We start from the raw sequence: 26,163 nt of genomic DNA, 5'->3' as shown, positions 1-26,163 counted from the left end.
AGCCGGTGACGGCCTGACCAACAATGCCGGCCTGACTTTCAACACGGCCGACAGCGATGCGACCCGCGTCATCACGGTCGACGGCGCCGTGGTCAGCAGCTACGACGCCAGCAAGCTCACCGACGGCAAGCATACTGTCAGCGTGACCGATACGGACAAGGCAGGCAACAGCAAGAACGCATCGCTCAGCTTCACGCTCGATACCACCCTCACTGCGCCCACCCTGGCGCTCACGTCGGACAGCGGCGAAGCCGGCGACAAGCTGACCAACAATGCCGGCCTGACTTTCAACGCAGCCGACAGCGATGCAACCCGGGTCATCACGGTGGACGGCGCCGTGGTCAGCAGCTACGACGCCAGCAAGCTCACCGACGGCAACCATACCGTCAGCGTGGCCGATACCGACAAGGCGGGCAACAGCAAAAACGCGTCGCTCAGCTTCACGCTCGACAGTAAAGGCCCGAGTTTCGTCTCCGGGGCGACCGCAAGCGTTATGGAAAACATTGGCGCCAATCAGATTGTGTATCGGGCGCAGGCAACAGATGAGCATTCGGTCACCTATCGCCTGGAAGGCGCCGATGCCGGCAAATTTGACGTGAGCGCCGCCGGTATCGTCTCACTGAAGGAAAACCCGGACTACGAAAGCCTTAACGCCTACCGCTTCTCCGTAGTCGCGACGGACACTGCCGGCAATCACACTACTCAGGCTATCAACCTTGGCATCGACAATATCAACGAAGCGCCGGTTGCCTCGCCCGTCGGCCTGTCCACGATTGAAAATGCACCGGTTACCTTCCAGGTCGCCGATTCTGTCTACGACCAGGATGCTGGCGACAAGCACACGCTTTCCTTGAGCTCGAACGTGGCAACCTTAAGCTGGGCGAACAGCGATCCCAATGCTGTTACGAAATTAATCAACCCTGTCACACGTGCGGAGGTCGCGCTCTCCTCCCTGAATGTGCAGGCGCAGATTTCGGCTGATGGCAGCAGCGTCACACTCGTGCCCTCCACAGAACTGGACTGGATGGTCACTGGCCAGGCGGTGAAGGCGGTATTCACTTACACAATTACGGATACGGGTGGCCTGACGAGTAAAAATTCCATCACCTTGCTCATGACAGGATCGACTGGTGACAAAGGCGTGAATCTGAATGGCGGAAACGGTAGCGACACACTGTCGGGCAATACGACCAACAATGCCGAAGACGTACTCCAGGGTGGCAACGGCAATGACACGCTCTCCGGCTATGGCGGCACCGATGCACTCTACGGTGGCAACGGGGACGACAGGCTGACAGGCGGCGCAGGCATCGACTACCTTTACGGTGACAGCGGCAATGACACGCTCGACGGTGGCACCGAAGGGGATGTCATCATGGGCGGCAAGGGCAATGACATCCTCACTGGTGGTGCTGGGGCTGACAAGTTCATATTCGATCCTCAGAACGGCAATGACCGCCTTCTGGATTTCAAAGCCGCCGAGGGAGACAAACTGTTTTTTGCAGACTTCTTCTCGACGCCGATGAATGTCGATGCGTTCATCGCGAAGTATGTCACTGACACCGGCAACGATCTACTCATCAGCCTGCCTGGTACCTCGATTGTCCTGGTCGGCGTTCCGAGCGTCTCGGCACTGTCGGGTGCCATTATGTTCGGCATGCCCGAATAAGGCGCAAGGGCCTGCGCTTTGACAGTGCAGGCCCTTGTGCAACCAAAGCCGCATCGTACTGACGCGCCGGCATCGACGTGCAAGCCGGATCAACCGTGCGTATTGCTACAGGTGACGCAAGGGGTGTGCGTAATCGGGCCAGACCGGCTCGAAGAATTTCGCCACCATCGCTGGCGTCACTTCCTCCAGCGTCGCCGGATTCCACTTCGGCAGGTTGTCCTTGTCGATCACCAGCGCGCGCACGCCTTCCAGCACTTCGCCGTGTTCGAAGTTGTGGCGCACCAGCGAGCGTTCCATGCGCAGGCAATCGGCCACGTCCAGCGAGGCGCCGCGCTGCAGGAGTTCGCGCGTGACGCACATCATCAGGGGCGAGCGCTGGCGCATGGCCTTGAGGGCTTTTTGCGCGAACGGGTTCTCGTCGCGCGCCAGCGATGCCATGATGGCGGCCACAGAGGCGGCGCCGAAGTGGGCGTCGATCACGGCGCGCCGGGCCTGCAGTTCACTGCTGCCTGCGGCCCGCGCAAACGGCGCGGCAAACGCACGGATCGCTGCAGGCAAACCAGCACCCGGCGTAGCTTCCACCAGCGCCATCAACTCACCCATCTTCTCGCCCGGCACGAACAGGTCCGCCAGGCCCACGTACATCGCGTCGGCCGGGCCGATCGTCAAACCGGTGAGGCCCAGGTACTGGCCCAACTGGCCCGGCGCGTGCGACAGGAAATGGCTGCCGCCGACATCGGGGAACAGGCCGATATTCACCTCGGGCATGGCGACCTTGCTGCGCTCGGTGACGATGCGCAGGCCGCAACCGGGACCGCCCTGGGCAATGCCCATGCCGCCACCCATCACCACGCCATCCATCAGCGCGATATACGGCTTCGGGTAGAAATGGATCAGGTGGTTCAGCGCGTATTCTTCGGTGAAGAAATCTTCCAGCAGCGCGCTGCCGCCAGTCGGCCCGACATGGCCCATTTCATGGAAGAAACGGATGTCGCCACCCGCGCACAAGGCCTTTTCGCTCGAGCTGGTGATCACGACCGCGTCGATGCCGGCATCGTTCTGCCAGTCGCGCAGGATCGCGGTGAGCGCGCGCACCATATCGAGCGACAAGGAATTCAGGGCTTTTGGCCGGTCGAGCGTAATGACGCCGGTGCGGTTGGCGACGCGGGTCAGGACGGTGTCGGTCATGGAATGTGCTGTGATCGAAAAAACATGCATTTTACAGAACAGTCGCGCGCATGCGAAGCACTGTAGATGCAAAAAGGGCGTCCCCTCAGACGCCCTTGCTGTCATTGCTGCCGCGCGTATTTACGCAGCGGCGGCTTCGCCGAGATCCGGCAGGCGTTTGTGCGCCACGTGATTATGATTTTGCAGCATGGACTTGTGCTTGATGACCTGGCGGTCCAGCCTGTCCATCAGCATGTCGATCGCCGCGTACAGGTCTTGCGCGGCACTGGCCACATGCAAAATTTTTCCTGATACTTGCAGGTTGATCTCGGCTTTCTGCCGTTTTTCTTTTTCGGTGAGGTTGTCGATGGCGAGGAACACGTGGGTGTCGATCACGTGATCGAAATGACGGTTAATGCGCTCGAGCTTATTCTGAACGTATTCACGAATTGCGGGAGTCACTTCAAGATGATGACCACTGATTGTGAGGTTCATACACACTCCTTTAAAATGTCGCGCTGCCCGCGCCACAAGATAGGTGTGGGCAGTGCAGTTACAGAGACTTGCGGAGGCTGACGGGAGGGATCTTGAGGGCTTCGCGGTATTTGGCAACCGTCCGGCGCGCAATGACCATACCTTGTTCCCCGAGCATTTCCGCGATCTTGCTGTCGGATAGAGGGTTCTTTGGGTCTTCTGCTCCTGTCAATTGCGCAATGAGCGCGCGGATCGCCGTGGAAGATGCTTCTCCCCCCGCTTCGGTGGCGACGTGGCTTCCGAAGAAATATTTCAGTTCAAACATGCCGTGGGGGGTCAACATGTATTTCTGCGTGGTTACACGGGAAATCGTACTCTCGTGTAGGCCTAGTGTATCAGCAATCTCGCGCAGCACAAGCGGGCGCATGGCAACCGCGCCATGGCTGAAAAAGTTGCGCTGGCGCTCTACAATTGCCTCGGCCACACGCAAGATCGTATCGAAACGCTGGCGCATATTCTTGATCAGCCACTTGGCTTCCTGCAGCTGCGCGCCCATCTGGCTTTCGCTTTTCCCCTGCTTGAGCAGGTTGGCGTAGAGCGAATTCACGCGCAGTTTCGGCATCACGTCCGGGTTCAGCACCACCGACCAGCCGCCCTTGGCGCGGCGCACGATCACGTCCGGCACCACGTAGTCGGAGGTAGCAGACGCAAAGGTCGCGCCGGGATGTGGATTGCACTGGCGGACCACGGCCTGCACTTCGCGCAGGTCTTCGTCGTCGCAGTCCAACGCCTTCTTGAGCTTGGCGTATTCGCGCTGGGCGAACCAGCTCAGGTAGCCTTCGACGATCTTCAACGCAAGGCGCCGCGTGACCATCGGCACGCCCGGCATGCGGCGGATCTGCAGCGCCAGGCATTCGGCCGCGCTGCGTGCACCGCAGCCGACCGGGTCCAGGCTCTGCACCAGTGCCAGCGCACAGCGCAGCTCGTCCATCTCGATCTCGAGTTCGGCGGGCAGGCGCGCGTGGATGTCGTCCAGCGGCTCCTCCAGATAGCCGTTGTCGTCGAGCGCATCGATCACGAGTTCGGCCAGCGCGCGGTCGCGCACGCTGCAGCCGGTGGTGCGGACCTGTTCGGCCAGGTGCTCGCGCAGGGATACGCTGCAGGCTTCCAGCTGCGGGCGGCCGTCTTCGTCGTCGCCGCTGCGCGCGCCGCCGCCCTCGCCGCCCCAGTCGCCATCCGGTTCGCCCCGGTCGCGATCATTGCCGTCCTCGATACCTTCGCCCTCCGGCTTGGCGCCCTCGCCTTCGCCGGCTTCCTGTGCCGGCTGCGTGGCCGGGGCTTCGCCGCTGGCGGGTGCGCTGTTGATGGCGCCGTCAGCCAGCAGGCGCACCGAGTGGTCGAGCGGATCGTCAAGGCGTTCGAGCAGCGGGTTATCGGTCAGTATCTGCTCGAGCTCCTGGTGCAGTTCGAGCGTGGACAACTGCAGGAGCCGGATCGACTGCTGCAGCTGCGGCGTGAGCGCCAGGTGCTGCGAAGTGCGGAGTTGCAGGGACTGTTTCATGGTCACATGCGGAAGTGTTCGCCGAGGTAGACGCGGCGCACCGACTCGTCGGCGATGATGTCGTCCGGACGGCCCGAGGCCAGCACCGCCCCCTGGTTGATGATGTAGGCGCGATCGCAGATGCCGAGCGTCTCGCGCACGTTATGGTCCGTGATCAGGACGCCGATGTTGCGCTCCTTCAGGAAGCGTACGATGCGCTGGATCTCGATGACCGCGATCGGGTCCACGCCGGCAAACGGTTCGTCGAGCAGCACGAAGCGCGGGTTGGTCGCCAGCGCGCGCGCGATCTCCACGCGGCGGCGCTCGCCGCCCGACAGCGACAGCGCCGGGTTCTCGCGCAGCTTCTCGATCTGCAGTTCGGCCAGCAGGGTATCGAGGCGCTCGTTGATCTCGTCCTTCGACATGGCCTTGCCTTCGTCGGTGCGCTGCAGTTCGAGCACGGCGCGGATGTTCTCTTCCACCGTGAGCTTGCGGAACACCGAGGCTTCCTGCGGCAGGTAGGACAGGCCGAGCACCGCGCGGCGATGAATCGGCAGGCTCGAGATGTCGGTGCCGTTGATGTCGATCGAACCGGCGTCCGACGGCACCAGGCCGACGATCATGTAGAACGAGGTGGTCTTGCCGGCGCCGTTCGGGCCCAGCAAACCAACCACTTCGCCGCATTCCACCTGCAGCGAGACGTCGCGCACCACCAGCCGCTTGCCATAGCTCTTTTGCAGGCCCTTGACGATCAGGGTGCTGCAGCCTTCGCGCACGGTTGCCAAGGCTGCCGTCATTGCTTGCCGCCTTCTGCGGTTGCAGGGCGGCGCGGGGCGATGATCAGGGTGCCGCGCCCGCCGCCGATCTTGCTCTGGCCGCTGGCGTCGTTGCGCACCTGGGCGACTTCCTTGCGGTTGTCGTAGGAAATGAACGGACCCTTGATTTCATTGGTCATGCGCCCGCTTTCGAGCTCGCGCACTTCGGCCGCGGTGAACAGCTTGACCAGCTCGGCGCGCTCGTCGTATTCGATGCGCTGGGCCTGGCCTTCGACCCACAGGTCCGGACCGCCGTCGCGCTTCTGGCGGAAGGTGGCCAGCTTGCCCGGCGCTGCGGTGAGCGTCACGCTCATATAGCCTTCCGGCGTTTCCTTGACCTGGGCGCGGTCGGACTTGAGCACCAGGGTGCCGCGCGTGAGCACGACGTTGCCGGTCAGGATGCGGGTTTGCGTGACCTCGTCGACGTCCAGGGTGTCGAAGTTGATCACGGCCTGCTTGAGCGAATCGGCGCGCTCGGCAAAGGCGCCGAGGGAGGCCAGGCCAAGAAGGGCGGCAAGAATGATTTTTTTCATGGTGCTTGTCCTGTGATGACGTGCGCGCTAGCGTTGCGCGCGTGGCGGATAGACGATCTGGCCGCGGCTGGCCAGGTGCAGTTTCTGGGTCGCGTTGTTCGCGACCATGCCGGTGCCACGGATGGTGGAGGCGCCGAGCTGCATCTCGATCGGCTTGTCGGTCTTCATGATCTCTTCGTCGGGCAGCACGGTCAGCGCCTCGGTGCGCACGCGCAGCGCTTCGCTGGTCGGCGTGGCCGGACGCTGGATGTCGACCTTGCCGAGCAGGTCGACGCGGTGTTCTTCGTGGTAGATGCGGCCGCGGTTGGCCACGACGTTGGTGCGCGGGCGGCCGGGCGTCATGCCCTGCACCACCGGCTGCTCTACTTCGGAGACGTCGCCCTGCGGCTGGTGCGCCAGGCGCTTGCCCGACACGACGTAGCTCGGCTTGCCCTCTTCGGTCATCCGCACGAACGAGAAATTCTCGACGATGTAATCGGGCTCGTTCATCGGCCCGCCCAGGCGCGCATCGCCATCGTCGCTGTCCATCACCTGCACCAGCCAGAAACTGCCGAAGGCGAGGAAGACACCGATGATCATGACGCTCAGCAGTCTCCAGCGGTGGGCGGTGCGCTTGTAGTTGACCATGTCTGCTCGTGCGACGGCTTAGGCAAAGTAAGGCGCGAGCGCCTGTTCGTAGGTGCCCTGGGCCCGCATGACCAGGTCGCAGACTTCGCGCACGGCGCCGCGGCCGCCAGCGTTCCTGGTGACGTAATGTGCGCGGTGCTGCACTTCCGGGTGGCCCGAGGGCACGGCCACGGCAAAGCCGACTTTGGTCAGCAGCGGCAGGTCGATCACGTCGTCGCCGATGTAGCCGCATTCTTCCGCAGTCACGCCGGTGGCTTCGAGCAGCTTGGCAAAGCCGATGCGCTTGTCGTGGATGCCCTGGTAGACATGCTGAATGCCCAGGTCTGCTGCCCTTTTGACCACGATCGGCGACAGGCGCGCGCTGATGATCGCGGTCTGCACGCCGGTCTTGCCCAGCAACTGGATGCCCAGGCCATCGAGCACATTGAAGGTCTTGGTGACTTCGCCGTCCGGGCCGTAGGTAAGACTGCCGTCGGTGAGCACGCCGTCGACGTCGAAGATCATGACTTTGACGCGCGCGGCGCGCTGCATGTGTTCCAGTGGGGTCATCAGATCACCTTGGCGCGGGTCAGGTCGTGGATGTGGAGCGCGCCGACCAGGCGGCCCTCAAGATCCACCACCAGCATCTGGTTGATGCGGAATTCTTCCATCACGGCGACCGCGTCGACCGCCAGCTGTTCCGGGTGCACGGTGCGCGGACCCGCATGCATCACGTCGCGGATCAGGATGTTCGAGAAATCGTGCATGCGCTCGATCAGGCGGCGCAAGTCGCCGTCGGTGAACACGCCGACCGGGCGGCGGTCTTCGTCGATCACGGCGGTCATGCCCATGCCCTTCTGCGAGACTTCCAGCAGGGCCTTGGCCAGCGGCGTGTCGGGGCTCACGGCGGGGATCGCGTCGCCGCTGCGCATGACGTCGCGCACATGGGTCAGCAGGCGGCGGCCCAGGGCCCCGCCCGGGTGGGACATCGCGAAGTCTTCTTCGCGGAAGCCGCGCATGTCCAGCAGCGACACGGCCAGCGCGTCGCCCATTGCCAGGGTCACGGTGGTGCTGGTGGTCGGGGCCAGGTTTAGCGTGCAGGCTTCCTTGGCCACCGAGATGTCGAGGTGGATCTCGGACAGCTTGGCCAGGCGCGAATGCGGCTTGCCGGTCATCGAGATCACCTTGCTGCCCATTCTTTTGACAGCCGGCAAAATTTCGAGCAGCTCGGACGATTCGCCCGAGTTGGAGATGGCGATAAACACGTCCTGCGCCGTCACCATGCCCAGGTCGCCGTGGGCGGCTTCGCCCGGGTGCACGAACATGGCCGGGGTGCCGGTCGAGGCCAGGGTGGCGGCAATCTTGCGGCCGATGTGGCCCGACTTGCCCATGCCGGACACCACTACGCGCCCGGTGCAGCCCAACAAGAGCTGCACGGCGCGCACGAAGTGGTCGTCGTCGCCCAGGCGCGCATGCACCGCGCGAATGGCGTCGGCCTCGATGGCCAGGGTCTCGCGGCCCAGCTCCAGCACGCGGCGGGCCTGGTCCGCATCAAAACTTTTCAGCATTGTTTTTTCATCGGTTACACTCATCGTGGCAGTATAAACGAATTGGCCAAGCAAAAAACTTGCCAGTGGTAACAAACTACAACAATGACCCCTGGGGAAGATGCATTCCGGACTCGAACTGACCCTGCTCCTGCTGGGCTGCGCCGTACTTGGCGTGGTCGCTTTCCGGATGCTTCACCTGCCGCCGATGCTCGGCTACCTGGCCGTCGGCATCCTCATCGGCCCCCACGCGCTGGCCCTGGCCGACGACAGTCCCGCCACCCATGCGCTGGCCGAATTCGGCGTCGTCTTCCTGATGTTTTCGATCGGGCTGGAGTTCTCGCTGGCCCAGCTCAAATCGATGCGGCGCATTGTGTTCGGCCTCGGCCTGGCTCAAGTCGTATTGACAATCGCGGCCGCCATGGGCTTCGGCCTGTTCATCTCCTGGTGGGTGCCCGAGATGCACGTGAGCTGGCAGGCGGCCTTCGCGCTGGGCGGGGCGCTGGCCATGTCGTCCACCGCCATCGTCGTCAAGATGCTGACCGAGCGCCTGGAACTCGAGAGCGAGCATGGCCGCCGGATCATCGGCATCCTGCTGTTCCAGGATCTGGCGGTGGTGCCGCTCCTGATCATGATCCCCTCGCTGGCGCGCCCGCCCGAAGAACTGGCCGCGACCCTCGGCTGGGCGGCGGTGAAGGCGGCCTTCGTGCTGGCCCTGTTGCTGATCTTCGGCCAGAAGCTGATGCGCAACTGGTTCACCATCGTGGCCAAGCGCCGCTCGCAGGAGCTGTTCATGCTCAACCTGCTGCTGGTGACGCTGGGCCTGGCCTGGGTGACCGAGCAGGCCGGCCTGTCGCTGGCGCTGGGCGCATTCGTGGCCGGCATGCTGATCTCCGAGACCCAGTACAAGCACCAGGTGGAAGAAGACATCAAACCCTTCCGCGACGTGCTGCTCGGGCTGTTCTTCATCACGGTGGGCATGCTGCTCAACGTCGGGGTGGTGCTGCAGCACTGGTGGCTGGTGCTGGCGCTCGTGGTGTTCCCGGTGCTGCTGAAATTCGCGATCATCGCCGCCCTGGCCAAGGCCTTCGGGTCGAGCGACGGCGTGTCGATGCGCACCGGCCTGGCCTTGGCCCAGGCCGGCGAATTCGGCTTCGTGCTGCTGAACCTCGCCTCCGGCTCGAAGCTGATCGACGACTTCCTGATCCAGCTGGTGCTGGCCTCGATGGTGCTGTCGATGCTGGTTGCCCCCTTCGTGATCCAGAACATGGACAAGATCGTGATGAAGGTCGCGACCAACGAATGGATGATGCAGTCGCTGCAGCTGACCCAGCTCGCCAGCCGCACCATGAAGACCCAGAAGCACGTGATCATCGCCGGCTTCGGCCGCAGCGGCCAGAGCCTGGCCACCCTGCTGAGCGAGGAAAAGCTGCCCTGGTATGCGCTCGACCTGGACCCGGAACGGGTGCAGGAAGCGCAAGCCGCCGGCGCCAACGTGTCCTACGGTGACGCCGCCCGGCGCGAAGCCCTGATCGCGGCCGGCATCAACCGCGCCAGCGCGCTGGTGATCACCTTCGCCAATACCCCGCTCGCGCTGAAGGTGCTGCACCTGGTGCACGAGCTGGCGCCGAATTTATCGGTGATCGTGCGCGCCCACGACGACAGCGATCTCGATCAGCTCAAGCGCGCCGGCGCCACCGAAGTGGTGCCCGAAGCGCTGGAGTCCAGCCTGATGCTGGCCTCGCACGCGCTGGTGGTCATGGGCGTGCCGCTGCGCCGCGTGGTGCACCGCGTGCAGAACGCGCGCGACGAACGCTATGCTTCGCTGCGCGGCTACTTCCATGGCGCGGGCGACGTGTCGGACGATCCGGAACACACCTATGTGCGGCTGCATTCGGTGACGCTGCGTAGCGAGGCGGCGGCGGTGGGGCGGCGCATCCGCGAGATGGGGCTGGAAGAAGTCGGTGCCGAGGTGACCACGCTGCGGCGCAATGGGCAGAGCCTGAGCTGGGATCCGGAGACGATTCTGCTCGTGGGGGATGTGCTGGTGTTGCGCGGGGCGGGGGAAGCGGTAAGCCGGGCTGAGAGCCGGCTGCTGTAAACCCTGCGCTGTGCCGCGTTACTAATTTCGTTAACCCCTGCACGTCGTACCCGCCTGCGCGGGGATGACGTGCATGTGGCGCGTTAAATGAAGGGCATTGCGGTATGCGTATTACACATTGCCCGCGTTTTTACCCCGTGACGACTCGGTTGCGCCCATCCGCCTTCGCACGATACAGGGCCGTATCCGCCTGCGCCACCAGATCCTGCGCCACGCCCTCGATCGCATGATCCCGCTCGAAATCATCCAGCGTCGCCACCCCGATCGACACCGTCACCGACACGTGCTCGCCGCTTGACAAGTCCACCGGCGTCACCGCCACGCTGTGACGAATGCGCTGCGCAACCACGCTGGCGCTCTCCAGCCCCGCATCGATCAGGAGCACCACGAACTCCTCGCCCCCAAAACGCCCGAGCGCATCCGAAATGCGCAGCTCCGCCTTGATCCGTGACGCCACCTCGCGCAGCACGTCGTCCCCGCCCCCGTGTCCGACGCTGTCGTTGACCTTCTTGAAATGGTCGATGTCGATGTACAAGCACGAGATGCGATAGCCCTGGCGGCGCGCCCGCGCGATTTCTTCCACCAGTCGGCGGTCGATGTAGCGGCGGTTGTACACGCCCGTGAGTGCATCGGTCAGGCCGATAAACTTCAGCATCTCGTTGCTGATGACGTTCTCGAGGCAGATCGCGATGATCGATCCCATGTGCTCGAGAAAGTCGGTGCCGAGGGCTGCCGTAAAGCGGTTCGGATCCGCGCTGCCCAGATTCAGGCTGCCGATCAGGCGCGTGTTGCGCAGCAGTGGCACCAGGGCCACGCTTTGCAGCGCAGCGGGCGGATGCGGGAATTGCGCGCAGTGCTGCGACGGCGCATAGGGCCCGAGCAGCGGGCGCGGACGGCGGCCTTCGGCGTGCTCGAAACCGAGCTCGCTGGCGTGTTCGCAAAAACTCAGGTCCTGCAGCTGTTCGTAGTCGACGCCCAGCTTGTGCATGACGGTATAGATGTCGGCGTCAGGATCGACCAGCGACAGCGTCACCGTATCGAGCTCCGAAATGACCGGCAGCGTGCGGAAAATCGTCGAGACCAGTTCCTGGAAGGTGCCGGCGCCGACGATCTGCAGGTCGAAGGCCTGGTGGCGCGTCATGATCGAATGGTTGCGCTCGGCCTGTTCGAGCAGGTACGCCATGCGGGAACGCAGGGTCTCGTTCTCCAACATCAGCTCTCGCGTCAGCGCATCTGGCTCGTGCATTGGAAATTCCTTTCGGCAATAACCGTAACATTACGCTATCTGACCTCCCTTGAAAACGAAAACCGCCCGAAGGTGGGCGATTTAGCGACACAAAATTTTTACAAGTGTCAAAAATTCAGGGTCAGTTCCAGTTCCTGGCCCACGCGCAAGCTGCGTCCGGCGCCGCCGGTGACGATGCAATTCATGCCCATGCAGACTGCACCTTCCATGCGCGGATTGGCGCGGTAGGTTTGCAGGATGTCGAGCGGATCGGGGCCGATGGCGCCGGTAGCCTGGTCGATCGAGGGAATCGGACAGCGGGCGCAGGGTTTGACCGGGCGTATATTCAGTTCGCCGGCTGTCAGCGATTCGACGAAGTCTTCTTCGAAGGCTTCCAGGCCATCGACGACGAGGTTCGGGCGGAAGCGGTTCATCGGCAGCGGCGCGCGTCCGGCGCTTTCCAGCCTGGCGTTCAGGTCGTCGAGCGAGGCCTGGCCGATCAGCAGGATGGGGTAGCCGTCCGCAAAGCGGGTTGCCGAGGGGGCGCCGCCGGTCCATTTGGTGCTGGTGGGGCGCTGCATCTCTGGGCGGAAGCGCACCAGGCGGCAATCGGCGCCCAAGGCTTCGGCGAACCATCTGGCAGCCGCGTCGCCGCAGTCGGCGGCGCTTACCCGGTCATCCCAGATGTTCACCTCGACCCTGGCGGCTGCAGCGTCGTGCGCCAGCGGCAGGCGTAGCGGCGGCTTGCCGGGGATGCTCACTTCCAGCGCGTCGCCGCCGATGCGGGGGGTGACCAGCGCCATGCGCGGATACTCGCGCTGGGTCAGGAACAGGCCGTCGCGGGTGACCAGCATCCATTCGCGGTCATGCACGCCCTGCGCGGAGAAGCCGTCGATCCCGCATTCCACTTCGGCTATCTGGATGCCGTTGCAGGACTTGATCGGGTAGAGAACGAGTTCGGTAACGGTGGCCATGCTGTCAACCCTTGCGAATGAAGGCCGACAGTATGGCAGGGAACGCACTCATTGGCACGGTCAGCGGCCGGCCGCTTTCGTCTTCTCGTCGCGTTCACGCAGCAGGCGGGCGTTCAGGTTGCGGGTCGCGCCGGCGGCCAGCTTGCGGCAGCCTTCCGGATCGATGAAGGGGTTGGACTGCGCCGTCTTGGCCGCAGCCTTGCCGAAGGCATCGGTGGCGGAGGGATGGGCTGCGATCACGATGTCGCACTTCAGGCCGGCCACCTTGGCGAGGGTAGCGCGGAAGCTCGCAGTGCGGTCCGGGTAATTGGCGCCGCCGCTGTAGTGGAAGCCGTCGGTGGACACCGGGGTCAGGCTGTCGGCATAGACCATGTCCAGGCACCTGCCCCGCTCGCACGACTGCCAGGTCCAGGTCGTGCCGCCGGGCGTGTGGCCGGGGGTGTGGTGGACGGTGAAGCGCAGCGGGCCGACGCTCAAGGTTTCACCATCGGCGACTTCTTTTACCTGCGCCAGCTTGGGGATGGTGAAGCGGTCGTTCGGGTCGTATTGCGGATCGTCCGTGCCTGGCGTGCCGTCGCGCAGCACCTGGGCGCCGTGCGGGCTGTGCGCGACAGTCGCGCCGCTTGCGCGCTGCAGCGCGGCGAGGCCGCCGGCGTGGTCGAAGTGGGCGTGCGAGTTCAGGATGAGTTTGACGTCCTTCATCCTGAAGCCGAGCGTCTCGATGTTCTTCTGGATCAGCGGCGCCGACTGCGGCAGTGCGCCGTCGAGCAGGACGTGGCCTTGCGGGCCGGTGACCAGCACGGCGGACAGGCCGGCGGTGCCGACGTAGTACGCGTTGCCGTAGATGTTGAATGGGGTCGCCGGTTGGTTCCATTCATCGCAGGAGGTGCAGGTAATCGCATCCTGCGCCAGCGCACCGTTCGTGGCCATCAGCGCCAGCGCGATGGCCGCCGGCTTCATTATGTTCTTCATCATGTGACAACACTCCAGACAGAAAAAAAGGGCCCCACAGGGCCCTCGATCACAACGCCGATCAGACGTTAAACAGGAAATTCAGCACATCGCCATCCTTGACCACGTATTCCTTGCCCTCGGCGCGCATCTTGCCCGCTTCCTTGGCGCCGGCCTCGCCCTTCAAGGCGATGTAGTCGTCGTACGAAATGGTCTGGGCACGGATGAAGCCGCGCTCGAAGTCGGTGTGAATCACGCCCGCGGCTTGCGGCGCGGTGGCGCCGACCTTCACGGTCCAGGCGCGCACTTCTTTCACGCCGGCGGTGAAATAGGTCTGCAGGCCAAGCAGCTTGTAGGCGGCGCGGATCAGGCGGTCCAGGCCCGGTTCGTCCATGCCCATGTCGCCCAGGAAGGCGGCCTTGTCGGCGTCGTCCAGGTCCGCGATTTCCGCTTCGATCGCGGCGGAAATCGCCACGATCGGCGCGTTCTGCTTCTTGGCGAATTCAGTCAGCTGGTCCAGCAACGGATTGTTGGTGAAGCCGGTGTCGGACACGTTGGCGACGTACATCGCCGGCTTGGCCGTGATCAGGTGCAGGTCACGGATCAGGGCCGTCTCGTCGGCGTCCAGGCCCATGGTGCGCACCGGCTGGCCTTCGTTCAGGTGCGGCAGGATGCGCTCGCAGATCGCCACCAGCTTGGCCGCGTCCTTGTCGCCCGAACGCGCCTTCTTGTTCTCGCGGTGAATCGCCTTCTCGACGGCAGTCAGGTCGGCCAGCGCCAGCTCGGTCTGGATGACTTCGATGTCGTCGATCGGGTTGACCTTGCCGGACACGTGGATCACGTTGTCGTCTTCGAAGCAGCGCACCACGTTGACGATGGCGTCGGTTTCGCGGATGTGCGACAGAAACTGGTTGCCCAGGCCCTCACCCTTCGAGGCACCCGCCACCAGGCCGGCGATGTCGACGAATTCGACGATGGCCGGCACCACGCGCTCCGGCTTGACGATGTCGGCCAGTGCCTGCATGCGCGGGTCCGGCACCTCGACCACGCCGACGTTCGGCTCGATCGTGCAGAACGGGTAGTTCTCGGCCGGGATGCCGGCCTTGGTCAGGGCGTTGAACAGGGTGGACTTGCCGACGTTCGGCAAGCCGACGATGCCGCATTGGAGACTCATGGGAATTCTTTCTAATTCGGTGGACGCGGAGCGGAAAGGAAGCCCGGCTCCAAAACCCCACATTGTAACCGCGGACGGTGCCGGTTGCTGAAAAAACCGGCGTGCAGGGACGGCGGCGTTGCTATCGGGCAGCCGGATTTGGCGCGAATATTTTAGCCCGGCGGCGGCTTCAATGTCTGTCATGTCAGCCTGGTGTCGTTTATTCTGAACGCCATGCCCCCTACCGACTTCCAGCTCATCGGCGATTACATGATGCCGCCCTTCCCGGTGCAGCCGTCAGATATCGGCTTCCTGTTCGGTACGCGGCACGGCGTCGAACAATTCTGCGAGGTGGCCTGCCGACTCTGGCGCGAGGGGATGTTCAGCCGCCTGCTGGTATCCGGCGGGAAGACCGGCGGCCAGCCGAGGTCGGAGGCGGAGGTCATCGCCGCGCGCCTAGTGGCGCTGGGCCTTCCGGAATCTATCCTGATTCTCGAAACCGCCGCGACCAACACCGGCGAGAACGTGCGCTTCGGGCGCGCCCGGGTGGCTGAAGCGATGGACATTGAGGCAGTGCGCAGTGTCGTCGTAATCGGCAAGATGTGCTCGACCCGGCGCTACCTGATGACCCTGCAGCAGCACTGGCCCGGCTTGCGTATGTCGGTCTGCCCCGTCAACTATTTCGGCGTGCCGGATGAATGCTGGCACGAGCATGACGAGTTTCGCGCCCGCGTACTGGGCGAGTTCGGCAAGATTCCGGCGTATGTGGAGCGAGGCTTCCTGGCCGAGATCGACGGATGCGCACCGTATCCGCAACTGGCCGGCGCGGGGCGCACATAAAACGCTTGTGCAGATCGTACTGATTAAGCTTCGCCTTTGAGCCTGAAATTCGAACGCTTGTTTGCATGATTAGCGAAATCAGCGGGCGTTGCTCACATTACCGTTCCCTCTGATCGGTACTGCCGTGCCTCTTGTGGGACATCACAGTCGAGCTCAGATCTCAGGCGCAGAGTAGCCATTTGCGCTGTGCCGGCACGATCTCAAGCTAAAGTGGCCGCACCCGCGACAAATCCGGCTTCGCCACGAACTCCGCCAGTTCATCCCGCAGCCGCTGCCCCTCCCCCATCGCCTTCTGCCAGTTGCGGATGCGCGCGTCGTGATCGAGCCCGTAGAACTTGAAATCGGCCCGGTCCGGCAGCTTCCCGCGAGGCAGGGTGCGCAGGAAGTCGTCGGACGGCGCGATGATCAGGACGTTGTCGAGCCAGCCGCGGTTGACGCCGCGCGCGGCCCGCCGCCATGGGAAGCCCTTGTCGAGCCAGCCCGGCACGATGTGCTGGGTGAAATGCGGGTACAGCACCAGGTCGCCCTTGGCCTCCCCCGCCGCGCGCGCATAGGGCAAGGCCAGGTGGTAGTCGATGATGCCGCCATCCCAGTAACTCCCCGGCGGGGCCTCCGCGATACCTGTGACCGGTTTCATCAAGAGCGGCAGCGTCCCCGAGGCGAGCAGGCTGCTCTCCAGGTTGCCGCGCGTGAGCGACGAGAAATGCGTCGTAAACGCGTCGAAGCGCTCGCGCAGCCATGGCGCCTTCGAGCGCTGGTCGCCGATCACCACGCGCTCGAGCAGGCGCCCGAGCCAGTCGCGCGAGCCGGCATTGTGCAGCGCCGCCGCGGCGAAGCCGCGCAGTTCGGCGCGCGGATGGCTTGGGGCCGCCAGCCTACCCTTGCCGCGTACGGCCAACAGGTGCAGGCGGTGGTGGGGATGGCTGACGATGTCGTCTTCGTGGCCGCGCACGAATTCACCTAGCAAGGCCTGCACCACCTCGTTGATTTCGCCCTGCGTCGGCTTCGTGCTGGTGTAGCGCTGGCCGGCGTAGAGCTCGCCCAGGCGCGCGAACGCCTTGGCGGGGTCGCGCTGGCAGGCGGCCGCCATGCGCCAGGCGCCGATCGAGGCTCCGATCAGGTCGCGCTCGCGCGGGGCCGAGGGCAGCCATTCGCCGAACATCCATTGGTCGACGGCCTGGAAGATCAAGCCCTTCGGTCCGCCGGCGGCAGCGGGAACGATGGCGACGTCTTGGGCACGCAAGCCTTGCGCGCCGAGCTGGGCCAGGGCCAGCGGCCCGGCATGGAAACTAAGTGCCTTCATGGGCAAAATTATCGCAGGAAGAACACGCTTGTGCTGGCGCAAGGGTCGGAGAAGGCTGCTACGTAACATGGACCGTTCCTGCTCGCGGAGTCCGCCATGCCGTTTCGACTTGCCCTGGTTCTTTTGCTGCTGTTCGCCTGCGGCCCGCTGGCGGCGAACGACAACGCCATCACTGTCGAGCGCTACCACCGGCACTTCACGGTCGACGCCGACGGGTCTTACGTGCTCGACGTCGAGCTGGTGAAGAACATCAATACCAGCGCAGCCATCGCGCTGCATGCCGAGCAGTTCATCAGCTTCAATGCGTCGCTCGACGAGGTCGTGTCCGTCGACGCCTGGACCGCAAAGGTCGACGGCCGCCGCGTCCCGGTCGCGCCCAGCCAGATCCGCGAGCAGCAGGAAGCGGTTTCCCAAAATGCGCCGATGTTCCAGGACACGCGCCTGAAAATCGTGATCTTCCCCGACGTCGCGGTGGGCGACCTCCTGCACCTGCGCTATCGGCTGCGGCGCCACACGCCGCTGTTTCCTGGACAGTTCGAAGACTTCACCATCGCCCGCCCCTTTCCGACAAAAGACTTCCGGCTGACCTATGACTTGCCGGCCTCGATGATGCTGTATGCCGACGCGGCGGGCTTCGAGCAGGCGGCGGGCGAGAGCCCGCCGAGCGACAGCCCGCCGAGCGACAGCCCGCACGGCCGGCGCCGCACGAGCTGGCGCTATGTGGAGGGCGAGCATGAGCGCATCGAGAACGGTTCCGTCAGCTATCTCGACTACGGCCGGCGCCTGGCCGTCACCACCTTCCCGGACTATGCGGCCTTCGCCCGCGCCTATCACGCCCGCGCCGCGACGGCGGCCATGCCCGACGCGGCCATCACCAGGCTCGCGGCCGGGATCACGCACGGCATTGCCGATCCTCGCGCGCGTGCGATCGCCCTGTCCGACTGGGTCAGGCGCAACATCCGCTACGTCGCGGTCTATCTCGGCCCGGGCGGCGTGGTGCCGCATCCCGCACCGGCCGTGCTGGCCAACCGCTATGGCGACTGCAAGGACCATGCGGCGCTGCTGCAGGCGCTGCTTGCTGCAGCCGGCATCCCGGGCAGCGCCGCGCTGGTCAACAGCGACGCCGCCTATCGCCTGCCGGCCGTGCCGACGCTCGGCGTGCTGAACCACGTGATCGTCTACGTGCCGAAGTTACAGCTGTATCTGGACCCGACCGCGGCGACGGTGGCCGGCGGCTTCCTGCCGCCCGGCCTGCTCGGCAAACCGGTGCTGCTGGCCGACAGCGGCAGCTTCGCGGTGACGCCGGTATTCCAGCCGGCACGCAGCCGCACCCTTACCCGCTTCGACATCGCGCGCGACGGCAGCAGCCGTTTCCACGTGGCGCGCACCAGCGGCGGTGCGATTGCCGAACCCTACCGGCAGGCGGTGCGCGCCACGCCGCAGGGTGAAAGCGAGCGCTTCGTGCGGCGCATGCTGGCGGGACTGGGACAGACGGGTGACGGCTTGATCGAGCCGGGCGAACTCGATGCGCCCTCGAGCGAATACACCCTGGCTTTTTCGGGCGCAATGGATGGTTTCGTGCACCTGCCCGGGCCGGTCGCGCTGGCGACGACCTACAACTTCTGGGGAGGACTGGGCGATGCGGTAGTCGACCTGGGACGCGAGCCGGAGCGGCGCCAGGAATTCGTCTGCCCCGCCATCGATGCCGAGGACGAGCTGCGCTACCGGCTCCCTGGAAAAACGCGTGTGCTGACGCTACCGAAACCGCTGGTGGTGGACGATGGCAGGTTCTTCTACCGTTCGCAGTATGCACGGCAAGGCGATGCGGTGGTGGTGAAGCGGCGCCTGCAGTTCCGGCACACGTCGGCAACCTGCACGCCTGAAGACTACCGTGTCATGCGGCCGGCGCTGGAGCGCATGATGCGCGACCTGCGCGGCCAGGTGGTGGTGCAAGGGCCTTAGCGATCAGGCGGTATGCAACTGCATGGTCGCCACATCCATCTTGCCTTCGCAAACCAGCGGGATGATGCGCAAGGCTTTGTCGATCGATTCTTCGATGAGCACCTGCTCTTCGCGGCGCGGGCGGTGCAGCACGAAATCGGCCACGCCCTGCTGCAAATTCAGGCTGCGCGGATGGCCGATGCCCAGGCGCAGGCGCCAGTAGTCCTGGGTGCCCAGGGCTGAGGTGATGTCCTTCAGGCCGTTGTGCCCGCCCGAGGAGCCACCCTTCTTCAGTTTGGCCACGCCCGGCAGCATGTCGAGTTCGTCGTGCACGACCAGCACCTCATCGGGATTGATCTTGTAGAAACGCGCCAAGGCGCCGACCGACTGGCCGGAGCGGTTCATGTAGGTCAGCGGCTCCAGCAGCCAGATTTCATTGCCCGCGATGCGGGTCTTCGCGACCATCGCGTTGAAGCGCGATTCGCGCTGCAGCCGGCAGCCAGGCAGCGAATTGGCCAGGTTGTCGACCAGCCAGAAGCCGGCGTTATGGCGGGTTTGTTCGTATTCCGGGCCCGGGTTGCCGAGGCCGACGATCAGTCGGATGGACATGTAATGGATGATTCTGGGAAAAACAGGATTATCGCCCAAAAAGGCGGGCTCACGTGCCGGCAAGGCGCCAACAAAAAACCCGCCGGGCAAGCCACGGCGGGTTTTCGTTTCTTTCGCACCGCTTGCGCGGTGCTACAGGAAGATATTACTCAGCAGCTGCTTCAGCCGACACGGCGCCGCGTGGGATCGACGAGGTGACGATGGTCAGGTTCTGGCCGTGGGTCAGCGCGGTCACGCCTTCTGGCAGGACCAGGTCGTTCGTGTGGATCGACTGACCGGCTTCCAGCTTGCCCAGGTCGACTTCGATGAACTCAGGCAGCTTGCCTGGCAGGCAGGACACGTCCAGCTCGTTCAGCACGTGCGAGATGACGGCTGCGCTCAGCTTGACGGCTGGCGAGGTCTCGGCGTTGATGAAGTGCAGGGCGACCTTGGTGTGGATCGGCTGCGATGCGTCGACGCGCTGGAAGTCAGCGTGCAGGACCAGTTGCTTGAATGCGTGCATCTGGAAGTCACGCAGCAGGACTTGCTGGGTGGCGCCGTCGATTTCGAGGTCGAGCACGGAACCGTGGAAGGCTTCTTTCTTGAGCGCGTGCCAGAGGGCGTTGCCGTCCAGGGCGATCAGGACTGGGGCAGCGGTGCCGCCGTAGATGATGCCTGGGGTCTGGCCAGCCTTGCGCAGGCGGCGGCTCGCTCCGGTGCCCTGCAGGGTGCGGTTGAATGCAACAACTTTCATGTGAAACTCCAAGTATAAAGGGTCCGAATGCCGGAACAAAGGTGCCGGCCCGGTAACCCAATTGTGGTGACCACCCCCGCGACCAGGGACAGTCATGAACGAGCGCCATGCTGCGCGCTCAAGAATTACTGTCGATGAGCGCCGAAACGCGCCCGAAATCTGTGCAGCCTGAGATAGTACAACGGCGCGCCGGCTTTTTCAGCCAGGCGCGCCGCAAAAACTGCTGCGGTGTTGCTTATTCAGCGAACAGCGAAATGACCGAGTCGCCTTTGACGATGCGCTTGAAGGTCTCGGCCAGCAGTGGTGCGCTGGTGAGCTGGCGGATCTTGGTGCAGGCGGCGCCGGCTGCGCTCAGCGGGATGGTGTCGGTGACGACCAGCTCGTCGAGCGGCGAATTGTTGATGCGGTCGATTGCCGGACCCGACAGGACAGGGTGCGTGCAGTAAGCAACCACTTTCTTGGCGCCGCGCTCTTTCAGCACTTCGGCAGCCTTGGTCAGGGTGCCGGCGGTGTCGACCATGTCATCCATGATGACGCAGTTGCGGCCTTCGACTTCACCGATGATGTTCATGACTTCCGACACGTTCGCCTTCGGGCGGCGCTTGTCGATGATCGCCAGGTCGCAGCCGAGGCGTTTGGCCAGGGCGCGGGCGCGCACCACGCCGCCGACATCCGGCGACACGACCAGCAGGTCGTCGTAATTGCGCTTCTGCAGGTCGCCCAGCAGGATCGGCGACGCATAGATATTATCGACCGGAATGTCGAAGAAGCCCTGGATCTGGTCGGCGTGCAGGTCCATGATCAGGACGCGCTCGACGCCGGCTTCTTCCAGCATGTTGGCCACCACCTTGGCCGAGATCGCAACACGCGCCGAACGCGGGCGACGGTCCTGGCGGGCGTAACCGAAGTAAGGAATCGCGGCGGTGATGCGGCCAGCAGACGCGCGCTTGAGCGCGTCGACCATCAGGATGATCTCCATCAGGTTGTCGTTGGTCGGCGCGCAGGTCGATTGCAGGACGAAGACGTCCTTGCCGCGCACGTTCTCGTTGATCTCGACCATGACTTCGCCGTCCGAGAACTTCGAGACCATTGCTTTGCCGAGTGGAATGCCGAGGTTCTTAGCGACCCCCTCTGCTAGTGCCGGATTGGCATTGCCGGTAAAAACCATCAGGTTTTCGTAAGCCATGGAGGAAGTCCCAAGAGATAGAAGAGTTGACACTTGAAAAACAATCAGCCGGCTAAACCGGCTGATGTTTGACGACGCTGCGTTGCCGATGCTTGCGGAGCACTGCACCGCTGTCTTTACCCGCTGGACGCTTGAGCATCGACAGCCGGGAAAACTTTGGCAGGGGAACAAGGATTCGAACCTTGGTATGCCGGAATCAAAATCCGGTGCCTTAACCAGCTTGGCGATTCCCCTACACGACTGCACTTGCTTGCCGTTACATTCTGCGTATTTTAACGCTTAACGTCGCGACAGGCAAAATTTTATTCTATAACTCACTGATTCTGCAAGAGCGATTTCAACGGATGACTCAACAACGAATGCGCTTTCCATGCCCGCCAAGTGTCTGGCACAAGGGCCACCACCTGATCCGCTTCACGCTCGCTGGAGAACGCGCAGAATACACACGCACCGGAGCCAGTCATTCTGGCATCGCCATGCCTGCCCAACCATTCGACCGCCTCTGCTACCGGCGGGAACAGGCGTTCAGCCACGTCCTGCAAATCATTCTTTCCGAAACCGCGATGCTTGCCTGAAACATCGTAGCCGCTGGAAAAGTCCGATATTATGACCCGCTCCGTATCCCTTGTCAAATCCGGGGCAGAAAATATTGCTGGGGTCGGCACGGCGACGCCGGGCTCGATGACGACATACCAGCATTCCGGGCCGCGCACGGACTGGAGCGACTCGCCTACACCCTCGGCAAATGCCGTCTCGCCGAACAGGAAGAACGGAATATCGGCGCCCAGCGGCAGCCCGAGGCTAATGAGCTCCTGTTGCGTCAGTCCCGCCTGCCACAGGTGGTTGGCCGCCATCAGCGCGGTGGCCGCATCCGACGACCCTCCTCCCAGCCCGCCTCCCATTGGCAGGATCTTTTCCACCGCCACATCGATACCCGGCGGCAGGCGGCCGTGGCGGCGCGCGTATTCCGCCTGCAGCAGGCGCAGGACGCGCACGACCAGGTCCTGCTCGGCCGGCACGCCCGGCATGTCGGTGGTGCGCACGATGAGCTCGTCGTCGCGCAGGTCGAAATGCAGGGTATCGGCGCGGTCGATCAGCTGGAACACGCTTTGCAGCAGGTGGTAGCCGTCGGCGCGGCGGCCGACGACGTGCAGGAACAGGTTGAGCTTGGCCGGGGCCGGGCAATGGTGCAGCGAACGCATGCGTCTTAGCCCTGCCCTGCCGGGTTGACAACGATGCGGATCGACAGGTCCTGGATGTCCCCTGCCGCGGCGCGCTCGGCATGGATCACGCGCGGCGCCGGCTGGGCTGCCTTCGCATCCTGCCATTCCACGAAACGCAGGCGCCAGCCGTCGCGCGTGGTCACGCTGTTATTCGCGGGCGAAGCCGAGAAGCGCTGCCCGTCGGCAGCCACCGCATAGCCCTGCAGCCAGTCACGCAGACCCGAGACCGGCAGCGGCCAGCCCAGCGCCTGCTGGGTCAGGCCATCGATGTCGGCCGCGCTCACCGGCTTGCGGCCGGCTTGCGTCAGGGTGGCCGAGCCAGGCGTGACCGCGATGGTCGCCACCGTCTGGCCCAGCGGCGACACCAGCTCGACGTCGACATGACCCGGACGCTGCGCCCAGTTGAAATTGCCGTTCAGTGATTCGGTCTTGCCGTCCTTCTGGTAATTGACTGCCAGACGGCCATTCAGGTCGATGCTGTCGCGGTAGGCGGCGACCGTGGCGACATTGGTGCTGGGGGTGGCGCAGCCGGCGAGAATCGTGGCGGCAAAGGCGAGCAGGGTCAGGCGTCGGGTAATTGGCATTGGTAAATAGGAGTAGTTACGGGCGTCATTCCGCTACGCGCAGGCATGAATAAAGGGTCGGCACAGGTGCAGTGTCGTTCAATTAGCTTGTCATCTTACGTTAACGAAAGAATGACGCACCGTGATTGAACGGGATCGCAGTGCATTGCAGCGCAGCAGCGCAGCAGCGCAGCAGCGCAGCAGTGGATTATTTCACAAGCTCTGCCGAAGCCGCGCCAGCGTGCTGCGCAGCGTGTCGTTCTGCGGATCCTTGGCCCGTGCTTCGCGCCACAGTTGCTGGGCGTCGGCCTGCTTGCCCTTCTGGAACAGCACTTCCCCCAGGTGCACGGCGATTTCCGGATCGCGCCGCAACGCATACGCCTGGCGCAGGTATTTTTCCGCTTCGTCGAGCTTGCCAAGGCGGTACTGGACCCATCCCATGCTGTCCATGATAAAGGCATCGCCCGGTGCCATCTCGAGCGCCTTGGCGACCAGCGCGTGGGCTTCCTGCAGGCGCACGTTGCGCTCGGCCAGCGAATAGCCGAGGGCGTTGTAGGCGTGGTGGTTGTCCGGCGCCAGCGTCATCACGTCGCGCAGCAGCTTTTCCATGATCTCGACGCGGCCGATCTTTTCGGCCAGCAGCGCAAAGTCGTATAGCAGGTCGGGATTCTTCGGGAAGCGCTTGGCGGCCGCGTCCATCAGCGCATAGGCCTCCGACACCTGGCCGGCGTCGCGCAGCAGCTGCGATTCGGCCACCGCCACCTGGGCCTGCTGGGCCGGCTCGGCGGGCGTCAAGCCGGCCAGCAGCCGGCGTCCGCCGGCCAGGTCGCCGGCCTTGGCCATCACGCCTGCGCGGCGCAGCTGGGCGTTGAACAGCAGTTGCGGCTCGGTGCCGGCGGGGACTTTTTCCAGCCATTGCAGGGCAGCCGGGTAGTCACCGCGGTCCTCGGCCAGCTGGGCCAGGATCAGGAGCGCGCGGGTCGGGTCGCGGTCGTCTTCCGGGTTGCGGCCCAGGACATCCACGAAGCGCGTGAAATAAGTCTCGGCGGCCTTGGCGTCGTTCATCTGGCTGGCCAGCACGCCCACCGCGTACAGGTTGCCGGCGTCGTCCGGCTTGGCCTTGAGCAGCGCCTCGAACTGGGCGCGCGCCTGCGGGTACTGCTTCTGGTTGACCAGGATGCGGGCGTGGGCGGCGCGCACTTCGCGCGCCTCCGGGTGCTGCTTGAGGAAGGCGTCGAGCATCGGCGCGACCTTGGCGTCGTCTTCCAGTACCTGGGCCATCATCAGCATGGCGATTTCGGAATCGGGCTTGGCCGCCAGGCCCGCCTGCGCTTCGCGCACGGCCGCAGCCTTGTCGGCGCGGGCGAGCGCCGCCTGGGCGCGCACGATGTGCGCTTCCAGGGTGCCGTTATACGGCGTGACGATGCGCTCGAGCATGGCAGCGGCGGCATCCTTGTCCTTGGCGCGGCCCAGCAACTGCTGGATCTGGAACATCAGCACGCCGCGCTCCTTGAGCGGCGCCGCCCTCAATCGTTCGACGAAGATCGGCTCGGCTTCGGCGATGTCGTCGGAGGTGACCACCATGCCGACGAAATATTGCGTTGCTTCGTCCGAGGCCGGATCGAGCTCGCGCCACAGGCGCACGGCGGCCAGCGTGTCGTCGGCCTGGCGGGCCGTGACCGCCATTTCGGCCGCGCGGCGCGCCAGGCGCGGGTCGCGGGTCTGCTGGGCCAGCGACAGCATGGTGAGATAGGGTCCCTGCCAGTCGCCTTTGCGGAATGCGAACTCGGCCTTAAGTAGCTGGTTCAGCATGCTGCTGGTCAGTTCGACCTTGGGCAGGCGCGCCTCGATCTCGGCCCGGAGTTTGGCTTCCGCGTCGTCGTCCGATTCCGTGGCTGCCGCCGTCTCGACTTGCTCCTGTCCGGGCGGCACGCCGGCGCCCGCTGCCGGAGCCGCGCTGGCTGCCACCGGCGGCTGCTGTGTCGGCGCGACAGCACACGCCGCCAGGATGCTGGAGAGGGTTACAATGACGAAAGCGTTTTTCAAGGCAAATCCTGTGTTCTGGGTGTCGTCTGATTCTACGCTCAAGCGTGGCCCCGCGTGCACTGCAGCGCAGTTGTCGTCAGTCGCTCTCCAAGAATTGTCACCGAATTCCTCCCCATGCCCGAACTCCCGGAAGTCGAAGTCACCCGGCGCGGTGTCGCCCCCCATATCGAAGGCCGTGTCGTCGAAGCGGTGGTCCTGCGCCGCGAAGGCCTGCGCTGGCCCTTCCCGCCCGGCCTCTCCAGCCAGCTGGTCGGGAAGCGCATCACCCACACCGACCGGCGCGGCAAATACCTGCTGGTCCACTTCGAACATGGCGCCCTGATCATCCACCTTGGCATGTCCGGCCACCTGCGCGTGCTGCCGCCCGGGGTCGAGCCGCGCAAGCACGACCATTTCGACCTGGTCGTCGCCGGACCCGACGGCCAGCAGGTATTGCGCCTGCACGATCCGCGCCGCTTCGGCGCCGTGCTCTGGCACGACCAGGGCGAAGGAGAGATCGGCCAGCACCTCTTGCTGCGCGGCCTGGGGGTCGAACCGCTCGAGGACGGCTTTTCGGGCGAGCTGCTGCACCGCGAGACGCGCAAGCGCAGCGCGCCGATCAAGCAGGTGCTGCTGGCGGGAGACATCGTGGTCGGCGTCGGCAATATCTACGCCTGCGAAAGCCTGTTCCAGGCCGGGATCAACCCGAAAACGCCGGCCGCGCGCATCAGCCGCGCCCGCTACGACCGGCTGGCGGTGGCGATCAAGGAGATCCTGGCCGCCGCTATCGTGCAGGGCGGCAGCACCCTGAAAGACTTTATTGCTGTAAACGGACAATCCGGATATTTCCAGCAGACATATTTCGTCTATGATCGTGCAGGAGTGCCCTGCCGCAACTGTGGGTCGTCGGTCCGCCAGATCAAGCAGGGCCAGCGCTCGACTTTCTATTGCGTGCAGTGCCAGCGCTAGGTTCACGATCACGGGT

Annotated in this window: 24 protein-coding genes and 1 tRNA gene; 5 read left to right on the top strand and 20 right to left on the bottom strand. The window is 64.3% G+C overall.

Annotated features, from left to right (window positions below):
* The coding region (locus AC56K1_RS14860) for an Ig-like domain-containing protein (protein ID WP_497158574.1) at positions 1 to 1,669 on the top strand (1,669 nt) is incomplete at its 5' end.
* A 105-nt stretch (positions 1,670 to 1,774) separates the two neighbouring features.
* Here the strand turns inward: AC56K1_RS14860 and AC56K1_RS14855 are convergent.
* The 8 genes from AC56K1_RS14855 to AC56K1_RS14820 form a co-directional block, all read right to left on the bottom strand.
* Positions 1,775 to 2,857 (bottom strand): enoyl-CoA hydratase/isomerase family protein, encoded by a 1,083-nt coding sequence (locus AC56K1_RS14855; RefSeq protein ID WP_497158573.1) that lies wholly within the window; start codon positions 2,855 to 2,857, stop codon positions 1,775 to 1,777.
* A 120-nt stretch (positions 2,858 to 2,977) separates the two neighbouring features.
* A complete protein-coding gene (gene hpf, locus AC56K1_RS14850) occupies positions 2,978 to 3,331 on the bottom strand; it encodes a ribosome hibernation-promoting factor, HPF/YfiA family (protein ID WP_497158572.1) in 354 nt (117 codons plus the stop codon).
* 58 nt (positions 3,332 to 3,389) lie between these two features.
* Positions 3,390 to 4,871, bottom strand: a complete 1,482-nt coding sequence (locus AC56K1_RS14845; protein WP_497158571.1) for an RNA polymerase factor sigma-54 — start codon at positions 4,869 to 4,871, stop codon at positions 3,390 to 3,392.
* Between the two features lie 2 nt (positions 4,872 to 4,873).
* Positions 4,874 to 5,647 (bottom strand): LPS export ABC transporter ATP-binding protein, encoded by a 774-nt coding sequence (gene lptB / locus AC56K1_RS14840; protein WP_497158570.1) that lies wholly within the window; start codon positions 5,645 to 5,647, stop codon positions 4,874 to 4,876.
* A complete protein-coding gene (lptA, locus tag AC56K1_RS14835; RefSeq protein WP_497158569.1) occupies positions 5,644 to 6,198 on the bottom strand; it encodes a lipopolysaccharide transport periplasmic protein LptA in 555 nt (184 codons plus the stop codon). Before lptA ends, lptB begins: the two co-directional genes overlap by 4 nt.
* 27 nt (positions 6,199 to 6,225) lie before the next feature.
* Complete coding sequence (gene lptC / locus AC56K1_RS14830) at positions 6,226 to 6,825, bottom strand: LPS export ABC transporter periplasmic protein LptC (protein WP_497158568.1); 600 nt, start codon at positions 6,823 to 6,825, stop codon at positions 6,226 to 6,228.
* A gap of 18 nt (positions 6,826 to 6,843) precedes the next feature.
* Entirely contained in the window at positions 6,844 to 7,374 is a 531-nt protein-coding gene (locus tag AC56K1_RS14825) for a KdsC family phosphatase (protein WP_497158567.1), read from the bottom strand.
* Complete coding sequence (locus tag AC56K1_RS14820) at positions 7,374 to 8,396, bottom strand: KpsF/GutQ family sugar-phosphate isomerase (protein ID WP_497158566.1); 1,023 nt, start codon at positions 8,394 to 8,396, stop codon at positions 7,374 to 7,376. Before AC56K1_RS14820 ends, AC56K1_RS14825 begins: the two co-directional genes overlap by 1 nt.
* 76 nt (positions 8,397 to 8,472) lie before the next feature.
* Between AC56K1_RS14820 and AC56K1_RS14815 the strand changes: the two genes are divergently transcribed.
* Entirely contained in the window at positions 8,473 to 10,452 is a 1,980-nt protein-coding gene (locus tag AC56K1_RS14815) for a monovalent cation:proton antiporter family protein (protein WP_497158565.1), read from the top strand.
* 130 nt (positions 10,453 to 10,582) lie between these two features.
* Here the strand turns inward: AC56K1_RS14815 and AC56K1_RS14810 are convergent, their stop codons facing one another.
* The 4 genes from AC56K1_RS14810 to ychF form a co-directional block, all read right to left on the bottom strand.
* On the bottom strand, positions 10,583 to 11,698 hold the full coding sequence (locus tag AC56K1_RS14810) for a GGDEF domain-containing protein (RefSeq protein WP_497158564.1): 1,116 nt from the start codon (positions 11,696 to 11,698) through the stop codon (positions 10,583 to 10,585).
* A gap of 107 nt (positions 11,699 to 11,805) precedes the next feature.
* Positions 11,806 to 12,651: an MOSC domain-containing protein gene (locus AC56K1_RS14805; RefSeq protein ID WP_497158563.1), complete on the bottom strand. Its 846-nt coding sequence runs from the start codon at positions 12,649 to 12,651 to the stop codon at positions 11,806 to 11,808.
* A gap of 60 nt (positions 12,652 to 12,711) precedes the next feature.
* Positions 12,712 to 13,626, bottom strand: a complete 915-nt coding sequence (bla, locus tag AC56K1_RS14800; RefSeq protein ID WP_497158562.1) for a subclass B3 metallo-beta-lactamase — start codon at positions 13,624 to 13,626, stop codon at positions 12,712 to 12,714.
* Positions 13,627 to 13,684: 58 nt separating this feature from the next.
* Entirely contained in the window at positions 13,685 to 14,776 is a 1,092-nt protein-coding gene (gene ychF / locus AC56K1_RS14795) for a redox-regulated ATPase YchF (RefSeq protein WP_497158561.1), read from the bottom strand.
* A 213-nt stretch (positions 14,777 to 14,989) separates the two neighbouring features.
* Between ychF and AC56K1_RS14790 the strand changes: the two genes are divergently transcribed.
* Positions 14,990 to 15,595 carry a YdcF family protein gene (locus AC56K1_RS14790; RefSeq protein ID WP_497158560.1) on the top strand — a complete coding sequence of 202 codons (606 nt, stop codon included), beginning with the start codon at positions 14,990 to 14,992 and terminating at the stop codon, positions 15,593 to 15,595.
* Between the two features lie 205 nt (positions 15,596 to 15,800).
* On the opposite strand, the gene AC56K1_RS14785 is transcribed toward AC56K1_RS14790, so the two are convergent.
* Complete coding sequence (locus AC56K1_RS14785) at positions 15,801 to 16,898, bottom strand: patatin-like phospholipase family protein (protein WP_497158559.1); 1,098 nt, start codon at positions 16,896 to 16,898, stop codon at positions 15,801 to 15,803.
* Positions 16,899 to 16,994: 96 nt separating this feature from the next.
* Here AC56K1_RS14785 and AC56K1_RS14780 point away from each other — a divergent pair, with 96 nt between their 5' ends.
* On the top strand, positions 16,995 to 18,860 hold the full coding sequence (locus AC56K1_RS14780; protein WP_497158558.1) for a DUF3857 domain-containing transglutaminase family protein: 1,866 nt from the start codon (positions 16,995 to 16,997) through the stop codon (positions 18,858 to 18,860).
* 3 nt (positions 18,861 to 18,863) lie between these two features.
* On the opposite strand, the gene pth is transcribed toward AC56K1_RS14780, so the two are convergent.
* The 7 genes from pth to AC56K1_RS14745 all read right to left on the bottom strand — a co-directional run bounded on the left by pth (position 18,864) and on the right by AC56K1_RS14745 (position 25,199).
* The gene (gene pth, locus AC56K1_RS14775; protein ID WP_497158557.1) at positions 18,864 to 19,448 is read right to left on the bottom strand and encodes an aminoacyl-tRNA hydrolase; all 585 of its coding nucleotides are present in this window, start codon (positions 19,446 to 19,448) and stop codon (positions 18,864 to 18,866) included.
* Between the two features lie 145 nt (positions 19,449 to 19,593).
* Entirely contained in the window at positions 19,594 to 20,181 is a 588-nt protein-coding gene (locus tag AC56K1_RS14770; RefSeq protein ID WP_497158556.1) for a 50S ribosomal protein L25/general stress protein Ctc, read from the bottom strand.
* 235 nt (positions 20,182 to 20,416) lie between these two features.
* A complete protein-coding gene (locus AC56K1_RS14765) occupies positions 20,417 to 21,367 on the bottom strand; it encodes a ribose-phosphate pyrophosphokinase (RefSeq protein WP_497131510.1) in 951 nt (316 codons plus the stop codon).
* Positions 21,368 to 21,524: 157 nt separating this feature from the next.
* Positions 21,525 to 21,601: transfer RNA gene (locus tag AC56K1_RS14760), tRNA-Gln, on the bottom strand.
* Positions 21,602 to 21,681: 80 nt separating this feature from the next.
* A complete protein-coding gene (gene ispE / locus AC56K1_RS14755) occupies positions 21,682 to 22,569 on the bottom strand; it encodes a 4-(cytidine 5'-diphospho)-2-C-methyl-D-erythritol kinase (protein WP_497158555.1) in 888 nt (295 codons plus the stop codon).
* 5 nt (positions 22,570 to 22,574) lie between these two features.
* Positions 22,575 to 23,174 (bottom strand): lipoprotein insertase outer membrane protein LolB, encoded by a 600-nt coding sequence (gene lolB, locus AC56K1_RS14750; RefSeq protein WP_497158554.1) that lies wholly within the window; start codon positions 23,172 to 23,174, stop codon positions 22,575 to 22,577.
* Between the two features lie 192 nt (positions 23,175 to 23,366).
* On the bottom strand, positions 23,367 to 25,199 hold the full coding sequence (locus tag AC56K1_RS14745; RefSeq protein WP_497158553.1) for a tetratricopeptide repeat protein: 1,833 nt from the start codon (positions 25,197 to 25,199) through the stop codon (positions 23,367 to 23,369).
* Positions 25,200 to 25,313: 114 nt separating this feature from the next.
* On the opposite strand from AC56K1_RS14745, the gene mutM reads away from it, so the two are divergent.
* On the top strand, positions 25,314 to 26,147 hold the full coding sequence (gene mutM, locus AC56K1_RS14740; RefSeq protein WP_497158552.1) for a bifunctional DNA-formamidopyrimidine glycosylase/DNA-(apurinic or apyrimidinic site) lyase: 834 nt from the start codon (positions 25,314 to 25,316) through the stop codon (positions 26,145 to 26,147).
* Positions 26,148 to 26,163: the final 16 nt, after the last annotated feature.

This window comes from Telluria sp. ZB4P37 (assembly GCF_059685855.1).
Note: the sequence above shows the minus strand (reverse complement) of the source record. Positions and strands in the feature narration are given on the sequence as shown.

Excerpts from the sequence above, each read along its gene's own strand:
- AC56K1_RS14790 (WP_497158560.1), top strand. The coding sequence starts at position 14,990 with ATGCCCCCTACCGACTTCCAGCTCATCGGCGATTACATGATGCCGCCC.
- AC56K1_RS14780 (WP_497158558.1), top strand. The coding sequence starts at position 16,995 with ATGCCGTTTCGACTTGCCCTGGTTCTTTTGCTGCTGTTCGCCTGCGGC.
- AC56K1_RS14810 (WP_497158564.1), bottom strand. The coding sequence starts at position 11,698 with ATGCACGAGCCAGATGCGCTGACGCGAGAGCTGATGTTGGAGAACGAG.
- AC56K1_RS14820 (WP_497158566.1), bottom strand. The coding sequence starts at position 8,396 with ATGAGTGTAACCGATGAAAAAACAATGCTGAAAAGTTTTGATGCGGAC.
- AC56K1_RS14815 (WP_497158565.1), top strand. The coding sequence starts at position 8,473 with ATGCATTCCGGACTCGAACTGACCCTGCTCCTGCTGGGCTGCGCCGTA.
- AC56K1_RS14770 (WP_497158556.1), bottom strand. The coding sequence starts at position 20,181 with ATGAAAGTTGTTGCATTCAACCGCACCCTGCAGGGCACCGGAGCGAGC.
- hpf (WP_497158572.1), bottom strand. The coding sequence starts at position 3,331 with ATGAACCTCACAATCAGTGGTCATCATCTTGAAGTGACTCCCGCAATT.
- lptB (WP_497158570.1), bottom strand. The coding sequence starts at position 5,647 with ATGACGGCAGCCTTGGCAACCGTGCGCGAAGGCTGCAGCACCCTGATC.
- AC56K1_RS14825 (WP_497158567.1), bottom strand. The coding sequence starts at position 7,374 with ATGACCCCACTGGAACACATGCAGCGCGCCGCGCGCGTCAAAGTCATG.
- ispE (WP_497158555.1), bottom strand. The coding sequence starts at position 22,569 with ATGCGTTCGCTGCACCATTGCCCGGCCCCGGCCAAGCTCAACCTGTTC.
- lptC (WP_497158568.1), bottom strand. The coding sequence starts at position 6,825 with ATGGTCAACTACAAGCGCACCGCCCACCGCTGGAGACTGCTGAGCGTC.
- lolB (WP_497158554.1), bottom strand. The coding sequence starts at position 23,174 with ATGCCAATTACCCGACGCCTGACCCTGCTCGCCTTTGCCGCCACGATT.
- AC56K1_RS14845 (WP_497158571.1), bottom strand. The coding sequence starts at position 4,871 with ATGAAACAGTCCCTGCAACTCCGCACTTCGCAGCACCTGGCGCTCACG.
- bla (WP_497158562.1), bottom strand. The coding sequence starts at position 13,626 with ATGATGAAGAACATAATGAAGCCGGCGGCCATCGCGCTGGCGCTGATG.
- lptA (WP_497158569.1), bottom strand. The coding sequence starts at position 6,198 with ATGAAAAAAATCATTCTTGCCGCCCTTCTTGGCCTGGCCTCCCTCGGC.
- ychF (WP_497158561.1), bottom strand. The coding sequence starts at position 14,776 with ATGAGTCTCCAATGCGGCATCGTCGGCTTGCCGAACGTCGGCAAGTCC.
- AC56K1_RS14855 (WP_497158573.1), bottom strand. The coding sequence starts at position 2,857 with ATGACCGACACCGTCCTGACCCGCGTCGCCAACCGCACCGGCGTCATT.
- AC56K1_RS14805 (WP_497158563.1), bottom strand. The coding sequence starts at position 12,651 with ATGGCCACCGTTACCGAACTCGTTCTCTACCCGATCAAGTCCTGCAAC.
- mutM (WP_497158552.1), top strand. The coding sequence starts at position 25,314 with ATGCCCGAACTCCCGGAAGTCGAAGTCACCCGGCGCGGTGTCGCCCCC.
- pth (WP_497158557.1), bottom strand. The coding sequence starts at position 19,448 with ATGTCCATCCGACTGATCGTCGGCCTCGGCAACCCGGGCCCGGAATAC.
- AC56K1_RS14765 (WP_497131510.1), bottom strand. The coding sequence starts at position 21,367 with ATGGCTTACGAAAACCTGATGGTTTTTACCGGCAATGCCAATCCGGCA.
- AC56K1_RS14785 (WP_497158559.1), bottom strand. The coding sequence starts at position 16,898 with ATGAAGGCACTTAGTTTCCATGCCGGGCCGCTGGCCCTGGCCCAGCTC.